Origin of the sequence: Pontibacillus salipaludis (assembly GCF_014642405.1) — a bacterium.
Classification (GTDB): domain Bacteria; phylum Bacillota; class Bacilli; order Bacillales; family BH030062; genus Pontibacillus; species Pontibacillus salipaludis.
Genome location: NZ_BMIN01000017.1, coordinates 1 through 15612, shown reverse-complemented (window position 1 = coordinate 15612; position 15612 = coordinate 1). Strand labels below are relative to the sequence as shown.

The window sequence follows — 15612 nt, the reverse complement described above, 5'->3', positions numbered from 1 at the left end:
ACCTCACCCCTCTTTAGTGTTTGAAATGGCGCATGCCTGTTAAGACCATCGTAATGCCATGCTCATTACAGGCATCAATGGAATCCTGATCTCGTTTAGATCCACCAGGCTGAATAATCGCTGTTACACCAGCTTTAGCCGCAGCCTCTACCGTATCCGGCATCGGGAAGAATGCATCGCTCCCAAGTGCTGCACCGTGACAGTGCTCGCCAGCTTGCTCAATCGCTATGTTCGCTGCTCCAACCCTATTCATCTGACCCGCTCCAACACCAACGGTACGGTGATTTCTGGCAAGAACAATCGCGTTTGACTTCACGTGTTTCACAACTTTCCAAGCAAGCTGCAAGTCTTCCCATTCTTGATCTGTCGGGCGACGATCAGTTGGAATGGAGATGGATACATCATTAAGAGTTCCCTCATCCGTATCTTGTACGAGCACACCGCCGCGAACGCTTGTGACAAGTTTCGATGCTCCACTTTCTTGATTAAGATCAAGTTTCAACAAGCGTAAGTTTTTCTTCTCTTTTAATACCTCTAGTGCTTCTTCCGAGAAAGAAGGAGCGATAATGATTTCGAGGAAGATTTCTTTCATACGTAGCGCTGTATCCCGATCAACTTCACGGTTAACCGCGATAATTCCACCGAAAATGGAAATTGGGTCTGCTTCATAAGCACGCTCAAACGCAGAATAAATGGTGTCACCTTCCCCAACTCCACAAGGATTCATATGCTTCACAGCAATGGCAGCCGGTTGCGTGAAATCGAGAACCATAGATAATGCAGCATTGGCATCTTGTATGTTGTTGTAGGAAAGTTCTTTTCCATTCAGCTGTTCGGCGTTAGCAATGGATGCACCTTTATAAAGAGGGTCTCTATAGAAGGAGGCATCTTGGTGAGGGTTCTCTCCGTATCGAAGCGATTGAACAAGTTCATACGTATTCGTTTGTTGAGCTGGCGTTTCATCTTCCAATAATTCATTGAAATAGTTCGCGATGTACGTATCGTAACTTGCCGTATGATTAAACACCTTGGCAGCCAAACTTTTGCGCACATTGTATGGAACTTCATCCTCTTTTAGATAAGGCAGTACTTCAACATAATCATCTGGATTCACAAGAACGGTAACCCCTTCGAAATTCTTCGCAGCAGCACGAAGCATGGTTGGTCCGCCAATATCAATATTTTCGATCGCCTCTTCTTCTGTTATCCCTTCTTTCGAAATCGTTTCTTTAAAGGGATAAAGGTTCACAACGACAAGATCAATTAAACCAATATGTAAATCATCCAGCTGCTCGAGATGCTCTCGTTGGTTCCGTTTCGCTAACAGACCAGCATGGACATTTGGATGAAGGGTTTTCACTCTTCCATCCATAATTTCAGGGAAATCGGTAATTTCGGATATAGAACGAACAGACAGCCCCGCTTCTTCTAACGCACGCTTCGTGCCTCCTGTCGATACAAGTTCATACCCAATAGTTGCAAGTTGGTTTGCAAATTCTACGATTCCCTTTTTATTCGATACACTTAATAATGCACGCTTTTTCTCTGTCATGTTGCTTTCTCCCCTTTAATACATTGTTTGACGACGGTTGGGTACAATTCGTGTTCAACGCGCTGGATATCATGTTGAAGCCGTGTTCGATCACCCTCTATTCGCACAGGAATCTGCTCAATAACCGGGCCCGTGTCCATCCCTTCATCGACAACATGCACGGTTACACCGGTTACTTTCACCTTTGCATCTAGGGCTTGCCCAATCGCATCTTTCCCTGGAAATGCCGGAAGCAGTGATGGATGGATGTTGAGAATCTTCCCTTCGTATGCTCTCAGAAGAGTAGGTCCAATTAATCTCATATATCCAGCTAACACACACCACTCAATCGATTGACCCCTCAGCTTCTGCAAGATCACCGATTCAAATGCAGCTTTATCAGGATAATCTTTGGAACAAAAAGAGAATACGTCTATGCCAAATCGTCTAGCTTTCTCGATAACGGCTGCTTCAGGTTGATCACATACAAGCAGGCCCACTTCATAGATAGAGTCTTCACCAGCACGCTCAACAAGCGCTTCAAAGTTCGAGCCGCTTCCAGAAGCGAATACTGCTATTGAAATTGGTCCCTCCATCATCTGTAAGCCACTCCTTCTCCCTTGGTCACGCTCCCAATCACCCAAGCTTCTTCTCCGGCTTCCTCTAATTGCGCAAGAGCCGTCTCTTCATCACCCTCACCTACTACAACAGCCATCCCGATTCCCATATTAAATACACTGTACATTTCTTCAGACGATACAGAGGTCTTATCCATTAGGAAATCAAAAATCACCGGAGGCGTCCAAGATCCTCTTTGAATAGATACACCAAACCCTTCAGGAAGCATTCTTGGTATGTTCTCTTCAAAGCCTCCACCTGTAATATGAGCCATCCCTTTAACCTCAATTGCAGTGTTCAAAGACTTGATCGCTTTAGCATAGATTTTTGTCGGAGTAAGCAGTGTTTCCCCAAGGGACACTGGAAAAACCCCATAGTGGTCGGAAAGGTCTAAGTCATGATTCTCGATCCACTTTCTTATGAGGGAGTAACCATTCGAATGAATTCCACTCGAAGCAAGGCCAATGATCCGGTCCCCCTCTTGAATCGCTTCACCTGTAATAAGTTCTTCTTTCTCTACTGCACCTACAACAAATCCTGCCACATCATAGTCCTCTTCTTTATACATGCCTGGCATTTCGGCAGTCTCACCGCCAATCAGTGCACACCCAGCTTGTTCGCACCCATCTGCAATTCCTTTTACAATAGCCTCAATCCGCTCAGGAACGTTCTTACCACAGGCGATATAATCCAAGAAGAATAATGGTTCAGCACCTTGCACGATAATGTCATTTACACACATTGCCACCGCGTCTATTCCTATCGTATCATGTCGCTTTAAATCTATCGCTAGTTTTAACTTTGTGCCCACTCCGTCTGTGCCTGAGACGAGAACAGGATTCTGATAAGACGTCTTGGCTAAGTCAAACAGTCCACCAAATCCACCAACGTCTCCCATTACACCAGCACGTTTCGTTCTGGCTACATGTTGCTTCATTCCTTCTACAGCCTCATATCCCGCTTCCACATTAACGCCCGCTTCTTTGTATAACTCTCTCATTTCATCACCTCGTTATACTTTCTCATATGGATGAACCGTATTTGGAAAGATCTCAGTCGGATAACTTCCGGTAAAGCACGCCTGACATTGTCCGTGTCGAAGAGAATCTTTAGGCGATCCAATCGCTTCCTGCAGCCCCTCTACTGACAAAAAGGCAAGGCTATCTGCACCAATCATCTCACGGATCTCTTCTACACTGTGGTGCCCTGCAATAAGCTCAGCTTTCGTGGACGTATCAATGCCGTAATAACAAGGATTCTTAAGTGGAGGAGCACCGATTCGCACGTGGACCTCTTTAGCGCCTGCGTCTTTCAACATTTGAATGATACGACGACTCGTTGTTCCTCTCACGATCGAGTCATCCACCATGACGACGCGCTTCCCTTCTACAATCCCTCTCACCGGGGACAGTTTCATCTTCACACCTTGCTCTCTCAATTCCTGAGACGGTTGAATAAATGTGCGACCTACGTATCGATTCTTGATCAGTCCTAGTTCATAAGGGATCCCTGACTGTTCAGCAAATCCAATCGCTGCAGAGATACTAGAATCAGGTACTCCTGTCACAACATCTGCTTCGATGGGGGCTTCTTTCGCAAGTTCCTTGCCCATCCTCTTTCTCGCTGAGTGTACATTCACACCATCTAAGTTGCTGTCAGGTCGAGAGAAGTAGACATATTCCATTGAACAAAGCGTCCGCTGAAGGGGCTCTGAGAAACGATCGGAGTGAAGTCCATCTTTATCAATCGTAATCAATTCACCAGGATCGACTTCTCTTATATACTCAGCTCCAACCACATCAAGAGCGCAAGTTTCAGAAGACACAACATAAGCATCTCCAAGTTTGCCTATTGATAAAGGTCGCAATCCCTTTGGATCTAGAGCAACAAATAGCTTCTCTTCAGTCATCATCACGAACGCATAGGCACCTTTTAACATGGCAAGAGCTTGCATGATGCGCTCTTTTAATGGCAAATGACCGCTCCTCTTAATAAGGTGGGCAACGACTTCTGTATCAGATGTCGTCTGCAGAATACTGCCTTGAGCTTCTAGCTGGTGCTTTAAAGCATGAGCGTTAACGAGATTGCCATTATGCGCCAAAGCAAGGCTCCCTGTCTGAGATCGGAAAACAAGAGGCTGGACATTATCATATCCACCGCCCCCTTGTGTCGCGTAGCGAACATGGCCAATCGCACCATGACCTTCTAGGCGATCGAATTGCTTCTCTTCAAACACCTCTGTAATCAAGCCAAGCCCTTTCTCGAGACGAAGTTGCTCACCATCTGTAGCAATGATGCCAGCACCTTCCTGTCCACGGTGTTGAAGGCTGTGAAGGCCGTAATAAGTCAAATGCGCAGCATCTTCATGGCCCCATACACCAAATACACCGCACTCTTCGTTTAATCCTTTGATTTCAGTTGGCACGGAATAGCCTCCTTCCAGGCTTTCTTAAGATCAGGCGTAAATAAAGAGATCACGTCTTCTCCCTCACGTTTCACACAGTAATGTTGATGATCCGTTACAACACCGAGATAGACTGCATCACTAACTACTGATTCAAACGCCTTCTGATGTTCTCCAGGTACAGATACGACGTAACGAGATTGCGTTTCACTAAAGAGTTCCGTAAGCGGATCTCCATTTATTGAGACGTCACAACCAAGGTCGTGTTCAAATAATGATTCAGCAAGTGCCACGCCAAGTCCCCCTTCAGCAACATCATGAGCAGAACGAATGAGTCCTTGTTGAATAGCAGATAGCACTTCTTCTTGCCTTCTCTTCTCCACTTCTAAATCAAGCTTCGGACAAGGTCCAAAGTAATCGTCTTCTAACACCTTTTGCAGTTCGCTTCCGCTAAACTCTAGATTTGCCTCACCAATTACATAGATCAGATCTCCACGCTCTTGAAAACTTTGACGCGTAATGTGCGAAAGATCTTCAATTAATCCAACCATTCCAACAACAGGAGTAGGGTAAACAGATACGCCATTTGATTCGTTGTACAAGGATACATTTCCGCTAATGACAGGTGTAGAGAGCGTCGTACACGCTTCGCTCATACCAAGTACGGATTGCTTCATCTTCCAGTACGTTTCTGGAATCTCTGGACTGCCGAAATTCAAGCAATCTGTTAGTGCCAACGGACGGCCGCCTGAGCAAATGATATTCCTGGCCGCTTCAGCCACTGCAATTTGTCCTCCAAGGTGCGGATCTAAATGAATATAGCGAGAGTTACAGTCCGTTGTCATCGCTAAGGCCTTCCCTGTCCCTTTCACACGAACCACGGCTGCATCAGATCCTGGCGCGACAACCGTATTCGTTTGAACCATATGGTCATACTGCTCATACACCCATTCCTTGCTTGCAATCGTAGGCTGCTTGAGTAGCGTCATTAGTGTTTCGCCCATATCTTCTACTTCAGGGCGATACATGATATTTCTGTATTCTTCAATATAAGCAGGCTCAACCTCTTCTTGCACATAGACCGGAGCTTCTTCAGCTAGCGCATCTACAGGAACATCAGCTACGACTCTACCTTCATGTTCTAGACGTAACACACGCTCTTCAATGACTTCACCAATCGAAACTGCATGTAAGCTGTACCGTTCAAAGATCTCCGCTATCTCTTCTTCACGTCCCTTCTCAACGACGAGAAGCATTCTTTCCTGAGATTCTGAGAGCATCATTTCATAAGCCGTCATATTTTCCTCGCGCTGTGGAACGTCGTCTAAATTCATTCGGATTCCAGTACCAGCTTTACTAGCCATCTCACTAGCAGAAGACGTTAACCCAGCTGCGCCCATATCCTGTATACCGACAAGAGCATCACAGTGGATGACGTCTAGACACGCTTCAATGAGTAACTTTTCCATAAAAGGGTCACCGACCTGAACAGATGGGCGTTTACTAGCTGAAGCATCCGATAATTCCTCTGAAGCAAACGTTGCTCCGTGAATACCATCTCGACCCGTTGGCGCACCGGCGTACATCACCGTATTTCCAACTCCTGCCGCAATCCCTTTCTGAACGTCTTGTTGATCAATTAATCCAACACACATCGCATTCACAAGTGGGTTGCCTTCGTAACAGCGATCAAACTGAACCTCTCCACCGACAGTAGGAACCCCAACACAGTTTCCATACCCAGCTATACCGTGCACAACTTCCTTAAATAAATACTTCATCCGCTCTGTTGTTAGTTCTCCGAACCGGAGAGAATTCAGTAGGGCAATCGGACGAGCTCCCATGGAGAACACATCACGCAAGATACCACCAACACCTGTTGCTGCCCCCTGATAAGGCTCAATAGCAGAAGGGTGATTGTGGCTTTCCATCTTAAACACAACAGCCTGATTATCACCAATATCAACGACACCGGCTCCTTCACCAGGCCCTTGTAAAACGTGTGGACCTTTCGTTGGGAAGTGTTTCAATAATGGCTTTGAGTTTTTGTAACTGCAATGTTCCGACCACATGACAGAGAAAAGACCTGTTTCGGTGTAGTTCGGTACACGCCCAAGCACGTTTTTCATTAGGGCAAACTCAGAATCACTTAGTCCCATTTCCTTATAAAGCTGTTCTTCTTCAATGCGTGATGGACTCAAATCAAGTGTGTTGTACATGGGATCCCCTCCAATTCGCTACCATTGATTGAAATAACTTCAAACCATCTTCTGAACCAAGAAGTGCTTCAACCGCACGCTCCGGGTGTGGCATCATACCAAGAACGTTTCCTCTTTCATTGCAAATACCGGCTATATCATAGGCGGAGCCATTTGGATTGTTTTCATAAGTAAATAGAATTTGATGATGATCTACGAGACAACGGTAAGTAGCTTCATCGCAATAATAGTTGCCTTCCCCGTGAGCAATCGGTAGTTTCAGAGCCGCTCCTTCTTCATAAAGGTTCGTGAATACGGTATTGTTGTTCGCTACACGAACAAGGTCTGTTTTACATATGAAAGCTAGGTCACGATTTGGAAGCATGGCTCCAGGAAGTAGTCCAGCTTCTAAAAGGATCTGAAATCCGTTGCATACGCCTAGAATAAAGGTTCCTTTATCTGCTTCTTCTTTAATTGCCCGAACAACCGGAGCAACACTCGCCATTGCACCTGAGCGTAAGTAATCTCCATGAGAGAATCCACCCGGCAAAAGGATCGCGTCGAAGTTGGACAAGTCAGTTGTAGAAGAGGAAACCATCTCTACATCTTCTTTTAAATGAGACCGTACTGCATCAAACATATCTCGGTCACAGTTTGATCCTGGAAACACGATTACGGCGAACTTCAATTGGGAACGACCTCCTCTAAGGTATAGCGGTATTCTTCAATGACAGGATTGGCAAGCAATCGATCACATAGCTCATTTACACGTTTGTCTATCTCCCCTGTATCCTTTACTGTCAGTTCAAAATACTTCCCAACTCGAACGCTCTCAACTTCATCATAAGCTAATGAATGCATCGACTCCTGGATTGCCTTCCCCTGCGGATCGAGAACTCCCTCTTTCAACGTTACGTAAACATACACTTTATACATGAACGATCGCCTCCAAACGCTTTAAAATAATTTCATAGATTTCAACAAGATCCTCTATATCATTGCGGAACACATCTTTATCCATTTTTCGGTTCGTATCCTGATCCCATAGGCGGCACGTGTCAGGCGAAATTTCGTCAGATAACACAATGGAACCGTCATGCAGGCGGCCAAACTCCAATTTAAAGTCGATTAATCGAAGCTCAATCTCACCGAACATGACTTGCAAATGGTTGTTAATCTTATGGGCAGCTGCTTTGATATGGTCCAAATCACTTTGGTCTACTTTCGCTAAGAAGCGTGCATGTTCATCATTTATAAATGGATCATCGAGGTCATCACTTTTATAATAAAATTCTACAATGGGCTCAGGGAGTTCCGTCCCTTCCTCTAAACCAAGTCGACGCGTCATGCTACCAGCTGCAACATTTCTGACCACGACCTCTAGCGGTATAATTTGCGACTGCTTCACAAGCTGTTCTGTGTCTGAAAGCGTTTGGATAAAATGTGTCGGAATTCCAGCTAATTTTAAATAGGAAAATACATGGGCTGATATTAAATTGTTGAGACGACCTTTTCCTCGAAATGTCTGATGTTTCTTCCCATTAAATGCCGTTGCTTCATCTTTATACTCTAGAATCAATTCATACTCTTCTCCGATTAAGGAATACACTTTCTTCGCTTTTCCCTCGTATAGCAATGAACCCTTCATTTCGCTACCCCCTGGTGCCAGGAACAACCTGGTCTTGGTCTAATTTTTCTTTAGCTTCTTCAACCGTTTTACCGATCGCTGTCACGTGACCCATCTTTCGCATCGGTTTAACCTGGTCTTTCCCGTACAAATGAACGTGACAATCTAAAAAGAGATGAGTATTCTTCCCATAACCTTCTGCCTCTGTCCCAATAATATTTCTCATCACTGCCGCATAGGGTGTGTCTATGTTTAGAAGAGGCAATCCACATATAGCCCGAATATGTTGTTCAAACTGAGATACATTACATGCTTCTATCGTAAAGTGCCCCGAGTTGTGAGGGCGAGGTGCCATCTCATTAACGTAAACATCCTCTCCCACTACAAACATCTCGACAGCAAACGTTCCGACTACACCTAAGTAGGCAGCTATACGCACCGCGTACGTCCTTGCTTTATCCAACACTTCGCTTGAGACAGACGCAGGTACTATGCTTTCCCTGAGCATATGATCTTCATGAAGATTAGCGGGCATAGGGAATACGGCAATACCACCGTCCATCCCTCTTGTCATAATGACAGAAACTTCTTGATCGAACGGTAACCAGCTTTCCAATATGCAACTTCCATGATCTTCAAGGAATCGTTGTGCTTCACTCACGGCTTCCTTGGTCCTTATACGAAACTGCCCCTTGCCATCGTAACCACCTTCAACGGTTTTAATTACACAAGGAAAACCAATCGAATCGACCGCTTCTTGGAGATCATCGGTTTCATCAAGTAGTCGATACGGAGCTACAGGAACGCCTGCTTGTTCAAGCCGCTTCTTCTCCCTCCCACGATTCTGTGTAACTTCTAGTGCTTCAACACCTTGAGGAAGCTTTCCCTGCTCAACTAAATACTTGGCTAACGAAAGGTCGACGTTTTCAAATTCATACGTAATAACCTCACTCACTTCAGCAAGCTTCTTTGCTCCTTCAAGACTATCTAATGCATAAGGAATATGGATATCTGCAACCTGAGCACAAGGACCATTCTTTGCAGGATCTTGCACCGCAATTCTATACCCCATTTGCTTTGCAGCCACAGCCATCATACGGCCAAGCTGTCCTCCTCCAAGTATGCCAATAGTAGCGTTAGGTAAGATTGCTTGATTCATAGAGTTGCCCCCTCATCTCTTCAACGTTTTCTTTTAATTCATCCCGATAAGCTTTCAATCGGTTCGCTAGTCCATGGTCAAATACCGCTAATATTTCAGCGGCCAGAATGCCTGCATTTTTTGCTCCAGCCGTACCTACAGCCACAGTAGCTACAGGGATTCCTCCTGGCATTTGAACAATCGACAACAACGAATCCCAACCATCTAACTTCGATTGAACAGGCACTCCAATAACCGGCAGGGTCGTTTTAGAAGCTACCATGCCTGGCAAATGCGCCGCTCCCCCAGCCCCAGCAATAATAACCTTTAGTCCCTTACTCCGCGCCCCTTCCGCGTATTCGAACATATCTTCTGGAGTACGGTGAGCTGACAGAATTCCTTTCTCATACGACACACCAAGATGTTCTAACATGAAGCAAGTATGTTTCATCGTTTCCCAGTCTGATAAACTGCCCATCACTACGCCGACATCAGCCATCTCTAATCTCCCTTTCCTATATAAAAGTAACTATTACTTCTGCTCTCTAGTTTTCACCTATAAAAAAAGCGCCTATTATCTCATCTCAACTTGAGAGAAGATAATAGGCGCACGAATGGGTCCAATCACATCTATATGTAATAGGTACACTTGTGTCCAATCTTCCCTCATAGTCCGACCATTTAAGGTAGTCAGGTAGAAACTTACGGGCCTTATCCCCGAGATTATATGAGGTACGTCGTTCTTTTCATTTATACTTATACTCTAACAATACTCCTCAAATAAATCAACAATACACGAACATTTAAATTAAATAACACCTTTTCGTTCGCTTTCATTACATCCTTACTTTATTTAGTTATCTCATTATATTGTGGTTAAAAATATGACAGGTTTTAATGCTCAAGACTGAGACACTGTGATCCGTGAGGTTTAGTTGAGCGTAACGTTTAATAATATTGATAGTGGGGGTTTACATTCTCTGGGGCGGGGTATGTTTATCATACAGCCATCCCTGACCCGCAAAGGCAACTTCCAATTCTTTCAATTTTTAATAGTAGACTACCAGCAAAGTAATTATTTATTGACGATTCTTAAAAAAATGTTACACTTATATTCGGAACAAAACGTTTATACCAAATGTACAGTTTAAACTAAACAAATAATTACATTTGTATCAGGAAGGGGATTCGATGAATAAGGTAACTCCTGTTTTTTGGATATCACTCGCTATTTCAGCCGTCTTTGTTCTTTGGGGAACGATTTCGCCAAGTAACTTACAAGCTGTTTCTGGAGAGATCCAAGGATTTCTTACCGACAAATTCGGTTGGTTCTACTTACTAACTGTAGCTATATTTCTCATCTTCTCAATTTACTTAGTAGTCAGCCCATTTGGGAAACTAAAGTTAGGGCAACCGAACGAAAAGCCAGAATATAAAACTATTACATGGTTTGCTATGTTATTTAGTGCTGGTATGGGGATTGGTCTTGTATTCTGGGGATCAGCTGAACCATTAGCACACTATGCAACTCCGCCTACAGGGGATGCTGAAACAGCAGAAGCAGCTAAGAAAGCTCTTCGCTACGCATTCTTCCACTGGGGCTTCCACGTATGGGCCATCTACACTGTAATTGCTCTTGCGATCGGTTACTTCAAATTCCGTCGTAAAGCACCAGGTGTAATCAGTGCTACCTTTGAACCTTTATTAGGGGAGAAAGCAACAAAAGGCGCACTTGGTACCGCGATTGACGTAATCGCTGTATTTGCAACAATTTTCGGTGTTGCCACATCTCTTGGACTTGGAGCAACACAAATCGCTGGTGGACTTGCTTTCATCACACCAATAGAAAATAATAAATTAACTCAGTTTGTCATTATTGCAGTTGTAACGGTACTCTTCATGATTTCCGCATGGAGTGGCTTAAGTAAAGGTATTAAGTATTTAAGTAATACGAATATCGTTCTAGCAATTGGTTTAATTGCAATGACCCTTATATTAGGACCTACTGTATTTATCATGAATACATTTACATCAACTTTAGGTTCTTACGTTCAGAACTTACCAATGATGACTTTCCAAATGGCACCACTTAGCACGGATCAGAATGAGTGGATCCAAGGTTGGACCGTATTCTACTGGGCTTGGTTTATTTCCTGGTCTCCATTCGTAGGTACATTTATTGCACGTGTTTCAAAAGGACGTACAATCCGTGAATTTATCATGGGTGTTTTACTTGGACCAAGTATCTTCAGTGCTTTCTGGTTCGCAGTATTTGGTGGTACAAGCCTTAAACAAGAACTAAGCGGGCAGAACACCGGCTTAACAGACTTAAGCACAGAACAAGCACTGTTCGGTACTTTTGAAACAATGCCAATGGGTATTATCCTGACAATCGTTGCTATTCTTTTAATCAGCACATTCTTCATCACATCTGCTGACTCAGCAACATTCGTTCTAGGAATGCAAACAACAAATGGTAGCTTAAACCCACCAAACGTTGTGAAATTAAGCTGGGGTGTTATCCAAGCAGCTACTGCAGCAGTACTACTAGGAGCAGGAGGCCTCGGTGCGCTACAAACAGCCGCTATTGTTTCCGCCTTCCCGTTCGCCTTTATACTCCTGTTTATGTGCTGGTCCCTACTGATAGCCTTAAATCAGGATGCAAAAGAAGCCAAAATCAAAAAATAAGTACAAAAAAAGCTATGGCAACTGCCATAGCTTTTTTGTATCTATTTTGGCTTTTATGGAGTTTTAGCTTAAGCCAATTCGCTCAAATACATGGTCAACATTTTTCAAATGATAGGTTGCATCAAAACACTCATCCAACTTCTCTTCGCTTAAAGCGCTAGTAATCCGTTCATCCTCTTCAACAAGTTCACGGAACTGCACACCTCTTTCCCAAGCATCCATAGCCTTTGGTTGTACAATGTCATAGGCCTCTTCTCTAGACATCCCTGTATCAATAAGAGATAACAAGACTCGTTGAGAGAAGATTAACCCGTATGTCTTGTCCATGTTCTTTTTCATATTGTCTTCATAAACGGTTAGGTTCTTCACGATCTTACTAAAACGATTCAACATATAATTAAGTGCGATTGTAGAATCAGGAAGGATAATGCGCTCAGCTGATGAATGCGAGATATCTCTTTCGTGCCAAAGAGGAACGTTCTCGTAAGCTGTAAGCATATGACCTCTCACTACTCTTGCAAGGCCCGTCATGTTCTCAGAACCAATTGGATTTCGCTTGTGAGGCATTGCAGAGGATCCTTTTTGTCCTTTAGCAAAGAACTCCTCAACTTCTCGGGTTTCAGATTTTTGTAAACCACGTATTTCGACTGCAAATTTCTCAATAGATGTCGCAATTAAGGATAGCGTAGATAGATAGTGTGCATGACGATCTCGCTGAAGTGTTTGAGTTGAGACAGGGGCAGGCGTCAATCCAAGCTTCTCACAAACGTATTCCTCAACAAATGGGTCAATGTTCGCATAAGTTCCAACAGCACCTGAGAGCTTCCCAAATTCAATATTATGAGCAGCCATCTCAAAGCGTTCTAGATTGCGTTTCATCTCTTCGTACCATAGAGCAAGCTTTAATCCAAATGTAGTAGGCTCTGCATGAACCCCGTGAGTTCGTCCCATCATAACAGTATACTTATGCTCTTTCGCTTTATCAGCTAAGATATCAATAAAAGTCTGTAGATCATGACGTATAATATCATTCGCCTGTTTTAACAAATAAGATAAGGCGGTATCAACAACATCCGTCGAAGTTAGACCATAATGAACCCATTTACGCTCTTCGCCAAGAGTCTCGGAAACAGCACGTGTAAAGGCCACAACATCGTGACGAGTTTCCTGTTCAATTTCTAGTATACGGTTCGTATCAAATGAGGCATTTTCTCGAAGTCGTTGAACATCTTCTGATGGTATGTACCCTAGTTCACTCCATGCTTCACATGCTAAGATTTCTACTTCTAACCATGCTTTATACTTATTTTCATCCGTCCAAATGGCACCCATTTCAGGTCGTGTATAACGTTCGATCACAATCATCATCCTCCCATTAAATAAAAGCGCCTATTATCCATAGATAAAAAGATAATAGGCTCACTTGTCACGTTCTCAGCTTGTCCTACCTCCCGGACAAACCATGACTGTCTATTCGTATAGTACCAATAGTCAGGGAAAAAAGCAACATTTCCCGAACGTTTTATTCAATTGTTGTTTTATTGTTCGCATTAGTTTTGTTTTACAGCATCGAACACGATCTTGCTTCCGATCGGCTCTACTTTCTTCTCACCATTTTCAATATGTTCCTGAAAGATCGGCTCTTCTACACGGCGAATAGGTGTATAGCCTTCTTCTTTCATTGTATTGAGCACAGAATCAATAGTATCGCCTTCTTCTACTGTAAACCGTTTCTTTTGTTTACCCATCTTTGTTCAGCTTTCCTTTCCTTACTTGTTTCACCCAGAAACCGCCCCGAATTTGCTTTGGTTCGTAAGCGACAATAAAGGCTTTAGAGTCAATATTTTTAATGGTTTCATATAAGGACAATTCATACTTACGAGGTGTAAGGATTTGCATGGCCAGACGATCGCCTTCCATACCGTAAGCAAACCAACTCGTTACACCATATCCTTTGTCTCTCAATTGTTTAGTAAACTCAATATCCGGATTAGATGAAATGACATTTACCGTAATATACCCCAGAGCAAGCTTTTCTTCAATTTTCATTCCTACAATAACACCTAAACCAAATCCTAAAGCATAGGCAACGACATTTTGAATTTGGTCGAGGTTATCAAGCACAAGACCAAGTCCTACAATATAAACTGTAATTTCAAATACACTAATAAAGGCTGCCCAATAACGCTGACCTTTTAGAGTAAAAATCGTTCGAATCGTTAAAAACGATACATATACGATATTGACTACTAAAATAATCAACACCATTGCCCAGCTGTTCTCTAATAGATTCTCCATAAAAACGAGACCGACTCCTCTCTTGGAACTAATAATTGTTTATTCCCCAAATACGGGACATTCACCCACATTACATCTTATGCATACACTATAGCGCAATCCATTAATAATTCTCAATTAATTTCTACTTTCTTTTTGTTATAAATGGAAAAAGGACAGAGAAGGAGCACGTAAAGCATCATTAGTATATCCAAAAGGAGCGAGTTAAGATGGACCCTTTCCAAAACATGATTAACTGGCGTCAGAACATGGACCGATTTTTTGGTGAAGATTTTTGGGGAGAATTTGAAGGCATTCTAAAACCAACCATACCTCAAATCAATATGTACAAATCGGACAATGAACTTTTGCTACTGGTTAATGTGCCAGGATTAGAAAACCTAGATGACCTAGATATCTTTGTTGATTACTCTATACTAGAAATTAAGGGCCTCATTTCTCTACAAACTTCTCAGAAACAGTGTATACAAGAAGAAATCCTCCAGGGCACGTTTGAACGAAAAGTAGAGCTTCCTTACCCTGTACGAGGAGATCGCATGCAGGCAACTTACCGCAATGGCATTGTCGTTATCCAACTACATCGTATGATTCAAGAAGAAGGAAAACGGAACAAAATTAAAATTAAGTCTTTAGACGAAAAATAAACCCAGAAGATTAAATCTTCTGGGTTTATTTTTTAAGTGCATGGCGGCGTCCTACTCTTGCGGGGGTGAAACCCCGACTACCATCGGCGCTGAAGAGCTTAACTTCTGTGTTCGGCATGGGAACAGGTGTGACCTCTTCGCCAAAACCGCCATACTATTGTTTTGTTTGAAGGAGTACCTTCAAAACTAGATAAGAATTAAGACATCGTGCCTGATCACGTCTAACTCCAGCTCCTAGACCCTAGCGTATAAGTCATCTTTTCTCCAAAGGCTAATCGCCTTTTCCGAAAATCTGTCTTATCCGTACGGGTCTGGGCAGTCGCTTGCGTTTTTGTTAGTTAAGCCCTCGATTTATTAGTATCGGTCAGCTGCACGTGTCACCACGCTTCCACCTCCGACCTATCAACCTTGTCGTCTACAAGGAATCTTACTCACTCGAAGTGATGGGAAATCTCATCTTGAAGTG

15 protein-coding genes, 2 rRNA genes and 1 riboswitch are annotated in these 15612 nt (G+C 43.4%); of the genes, 2 read left to right on the top strand and 15 right to left on the bottom strand.

What is annotated here, in order from left to right:
- Positions 1-13 precede the first annotated feature (13 nt).
- From purH to purE, 10 genes are read right to left on the bottom strand one after another with little or no spacing between them, the layout of a single operon-like run.
- A complete protein-coding gene (gene purH / locus IEW76_RS16005; protein ID WP_188655441.1) occupies positions 14-1552 on the bottom strand; it encodes a bifunctional phosphoribosylaminoimidazolecarboxamide formyltransferase/IMP cyclohydrolase in 1539 nt (512 codons plus the stop codon).
- Positions 1549-2127 (bottom strand): phosphoribosylglycinamide formyltransferase, encoded by a 579-nt coding sequence (gene purN, locus IEW76_RS16000; RefSeq protein WP_188655497.1) that lies wholly within the window; start codon positions 2125-2127, stop codon positions 1549-1551. Before purN ends, purH begins: the two co-directional genes overlap by 4 nt.
- Entirely contained in the window at positions 2127-3149 is a 1023-nt protein-coding gene (gene purM, locus IEW76_RS15995) for a phosphoribosylformylglycinamidine cyclo-ligase (protein ID WP_188655440.1), read from the bottom strand. The genes purN and purM overlap by 1 nt, the downstream gene beginning before the upstream one ends.
- A 12-nt stretch (positions 3150-3161) precedes the next feature.
- Positions 3162-4574: an amidophosphoribosyltransferase gene (purF, locus tag IEW76_RS15990; protein ID WP_188655439.1), complete on the bottom strand. Its 1413-nt coding sequence runs from the start codon at positions 4572-4574 to the stop codon at positions 3162-3164.
- Positions 4550-6772: a phosphoribosylformylglycinamidine synthase subunit PurL gene (gene purL / locus IEW76_RS15985; RefSeq protein ID WP_188655438.1), complete on the bottom strand. Its 2223-nt coding sequence runs from the start codon at positions 6770-6772 to the stop codon at positions 4550-4552. The genes purF and purL overlap by 25 nt, the downstream gene beginning before the upstream one ends.
- On the bottom strand, positions 6756-7439 hold the full coding sequence (purQ, locus tag IEW76_RS15980; RefSeq protein WP_188655437.1) for a phosphoribosylformylglycinamidine synthase subunit PurQ: 684 nt from the start codon (positions 7437-7439) through the stop codon (positions 6756-6758). Before purQ ends, purL begins: the two co-directional genes overlap by 17 nt.
- Positions 7436-7687, bottom strand: a complete 252-nt coding sequence (gene purS, locus IEW76_RS15975) for a phosphoribosylformylglycinamidine synthase subunit PurS (protein WP_036787815.1) — start codon at positions 7685-7687, stop codon at positions 7436-7438. Before purS ends, purQ begins: the two co-directional genes overlap by 4 nt.
- A complete protein-coding gene (gene purC, locus IEW76_RS15970; protein WP_188655436.1) occupies positions 7680-8399 on the bottom strand; it encodes a phosphoribosylaminoimidazolesuccinocarboxamide synthase in 720 nt (239 codons plus the stop codon). Before purC ends, purS begins: the two co-directional genes overlap by 8 nt.
- 4 nt (positions 8400-8403) lie before the next feature.
- Positions 8404-9537: a 5-(carboxyamino)imidazole ribonucleotide synthase gene (gene purK / locus IEW76_RS15965; protein ID WP_188655435.1), complete on the bottom strand. Its 1134-nt coding sequence runs from the start codon at positions 9535-9537 to the stop codon at positions 8404-8406.
- On the bottom strand, positions 9515-10015 hold the full coding sequence (gene purE / locus IEW76_RS15960) for a 5-(carboxyamino)imidazole ribonucleotide mutase (protein ID WP_188655434.1): 501 nt from the start codon (positions 10013-10015) through the stop codon (positions 9515-9517). Before purE ends, purK begins: the two co-directional genes overlap by 23 nt.
- A 150-nt stretch (positions 10016-10165) precedes the next feature.
- A riboswitch (purine riboswitch) is annotated at positions 10166-10267 on the bottom strand.
- 440 nt (positions 10268-10707) lie between these two features.
- On the opposite strand from purE, the gene IEW76_RS15955 reads away from it, so the two are divergent.
- Positions 10708-12204, top strand: a complete 1497-nt coding sequence (locus tag IEW76_RS15955; RefSeq protein ID WP_188655433.1) for a glycine betaine uptake BCCT transporter — start codon at positions 10708-10710, stop codon at positions 12202-12204.
- A 63-nt stretch (positions 12205-12267) separates the two neighbouring features.
- Here the strand turns inward: IEW76_RS15955 and purB are convergent, their stop codons facing one another.
- The 3 genes from purB to IEW76_RS15940 form a co-directional block, all read right to left on the bottom strand.
- Positions 12268-13563 (bottom strand): adenylosuccinate lyase, encoded by a 1296-nt coding sequence (gene purB / locus IEW76_RS15950; protein WP_188655432.1) that lies wholly within the window; start codon positions 13561-13563, stop codon positions 12268-12270.
- A 191-nt stretch (positions 13564-13754) separates the two neighbouring features.
- Entirely contained in the window at positions 13755-13952 is a 198-nt protein-coding gene (locus IEW76_RS15945) for an NETI motif-containing protein (protein WP_188655431.1), read from the bottom strand.
- Positions 13945-14502 (bottom strand): DUF2179 domain-containing protein, encoded by a 558-nt coding sequence (locus IEW76_RS15940; RefSeq protein WP_188655430.1) that lies wholly within the window; start codon positions 14500-14502, stop codon positions 13945-13947. Before IEW76_RS15940 ends, IEW76_RS15945 begins: the two co-directional genes overlap by 8 nt.
- A gap of 209 nt (positions 14503-14711) precedes the next feature.
- Between IEW76_RS15940 and IEW76_RS15935 the strand changes: the two genes are divergently transcribed.
- A complete protein-coding gene (locus IEW76_RS15935; protein ID WP_188655429.1) occupies positions 14712-15146 on the top strand; it encodes an Hsp20/alpha crystallin family protein in 435 nt (144 codons plus the stop codon).
- A gap of 38 nt (positions 15147-15184) precedes the next feature.
- Here IEW76_RS15935 and rrf read toward each other — a convergent pair.
- Positions 15185-15300: ribosomal RNA gene (gene rrf / locus IEW76_RS15930) — 5S ribosomal RNA — on the bottom strand.
- A 180-nt stretch (positions 15301-15480) separates the two neighbouring features.
- Positions 15481-15612, bottom strand: a 23S ribosomal RNA gene (locus tag IEW76_RS15925); the annotation flags it as partial.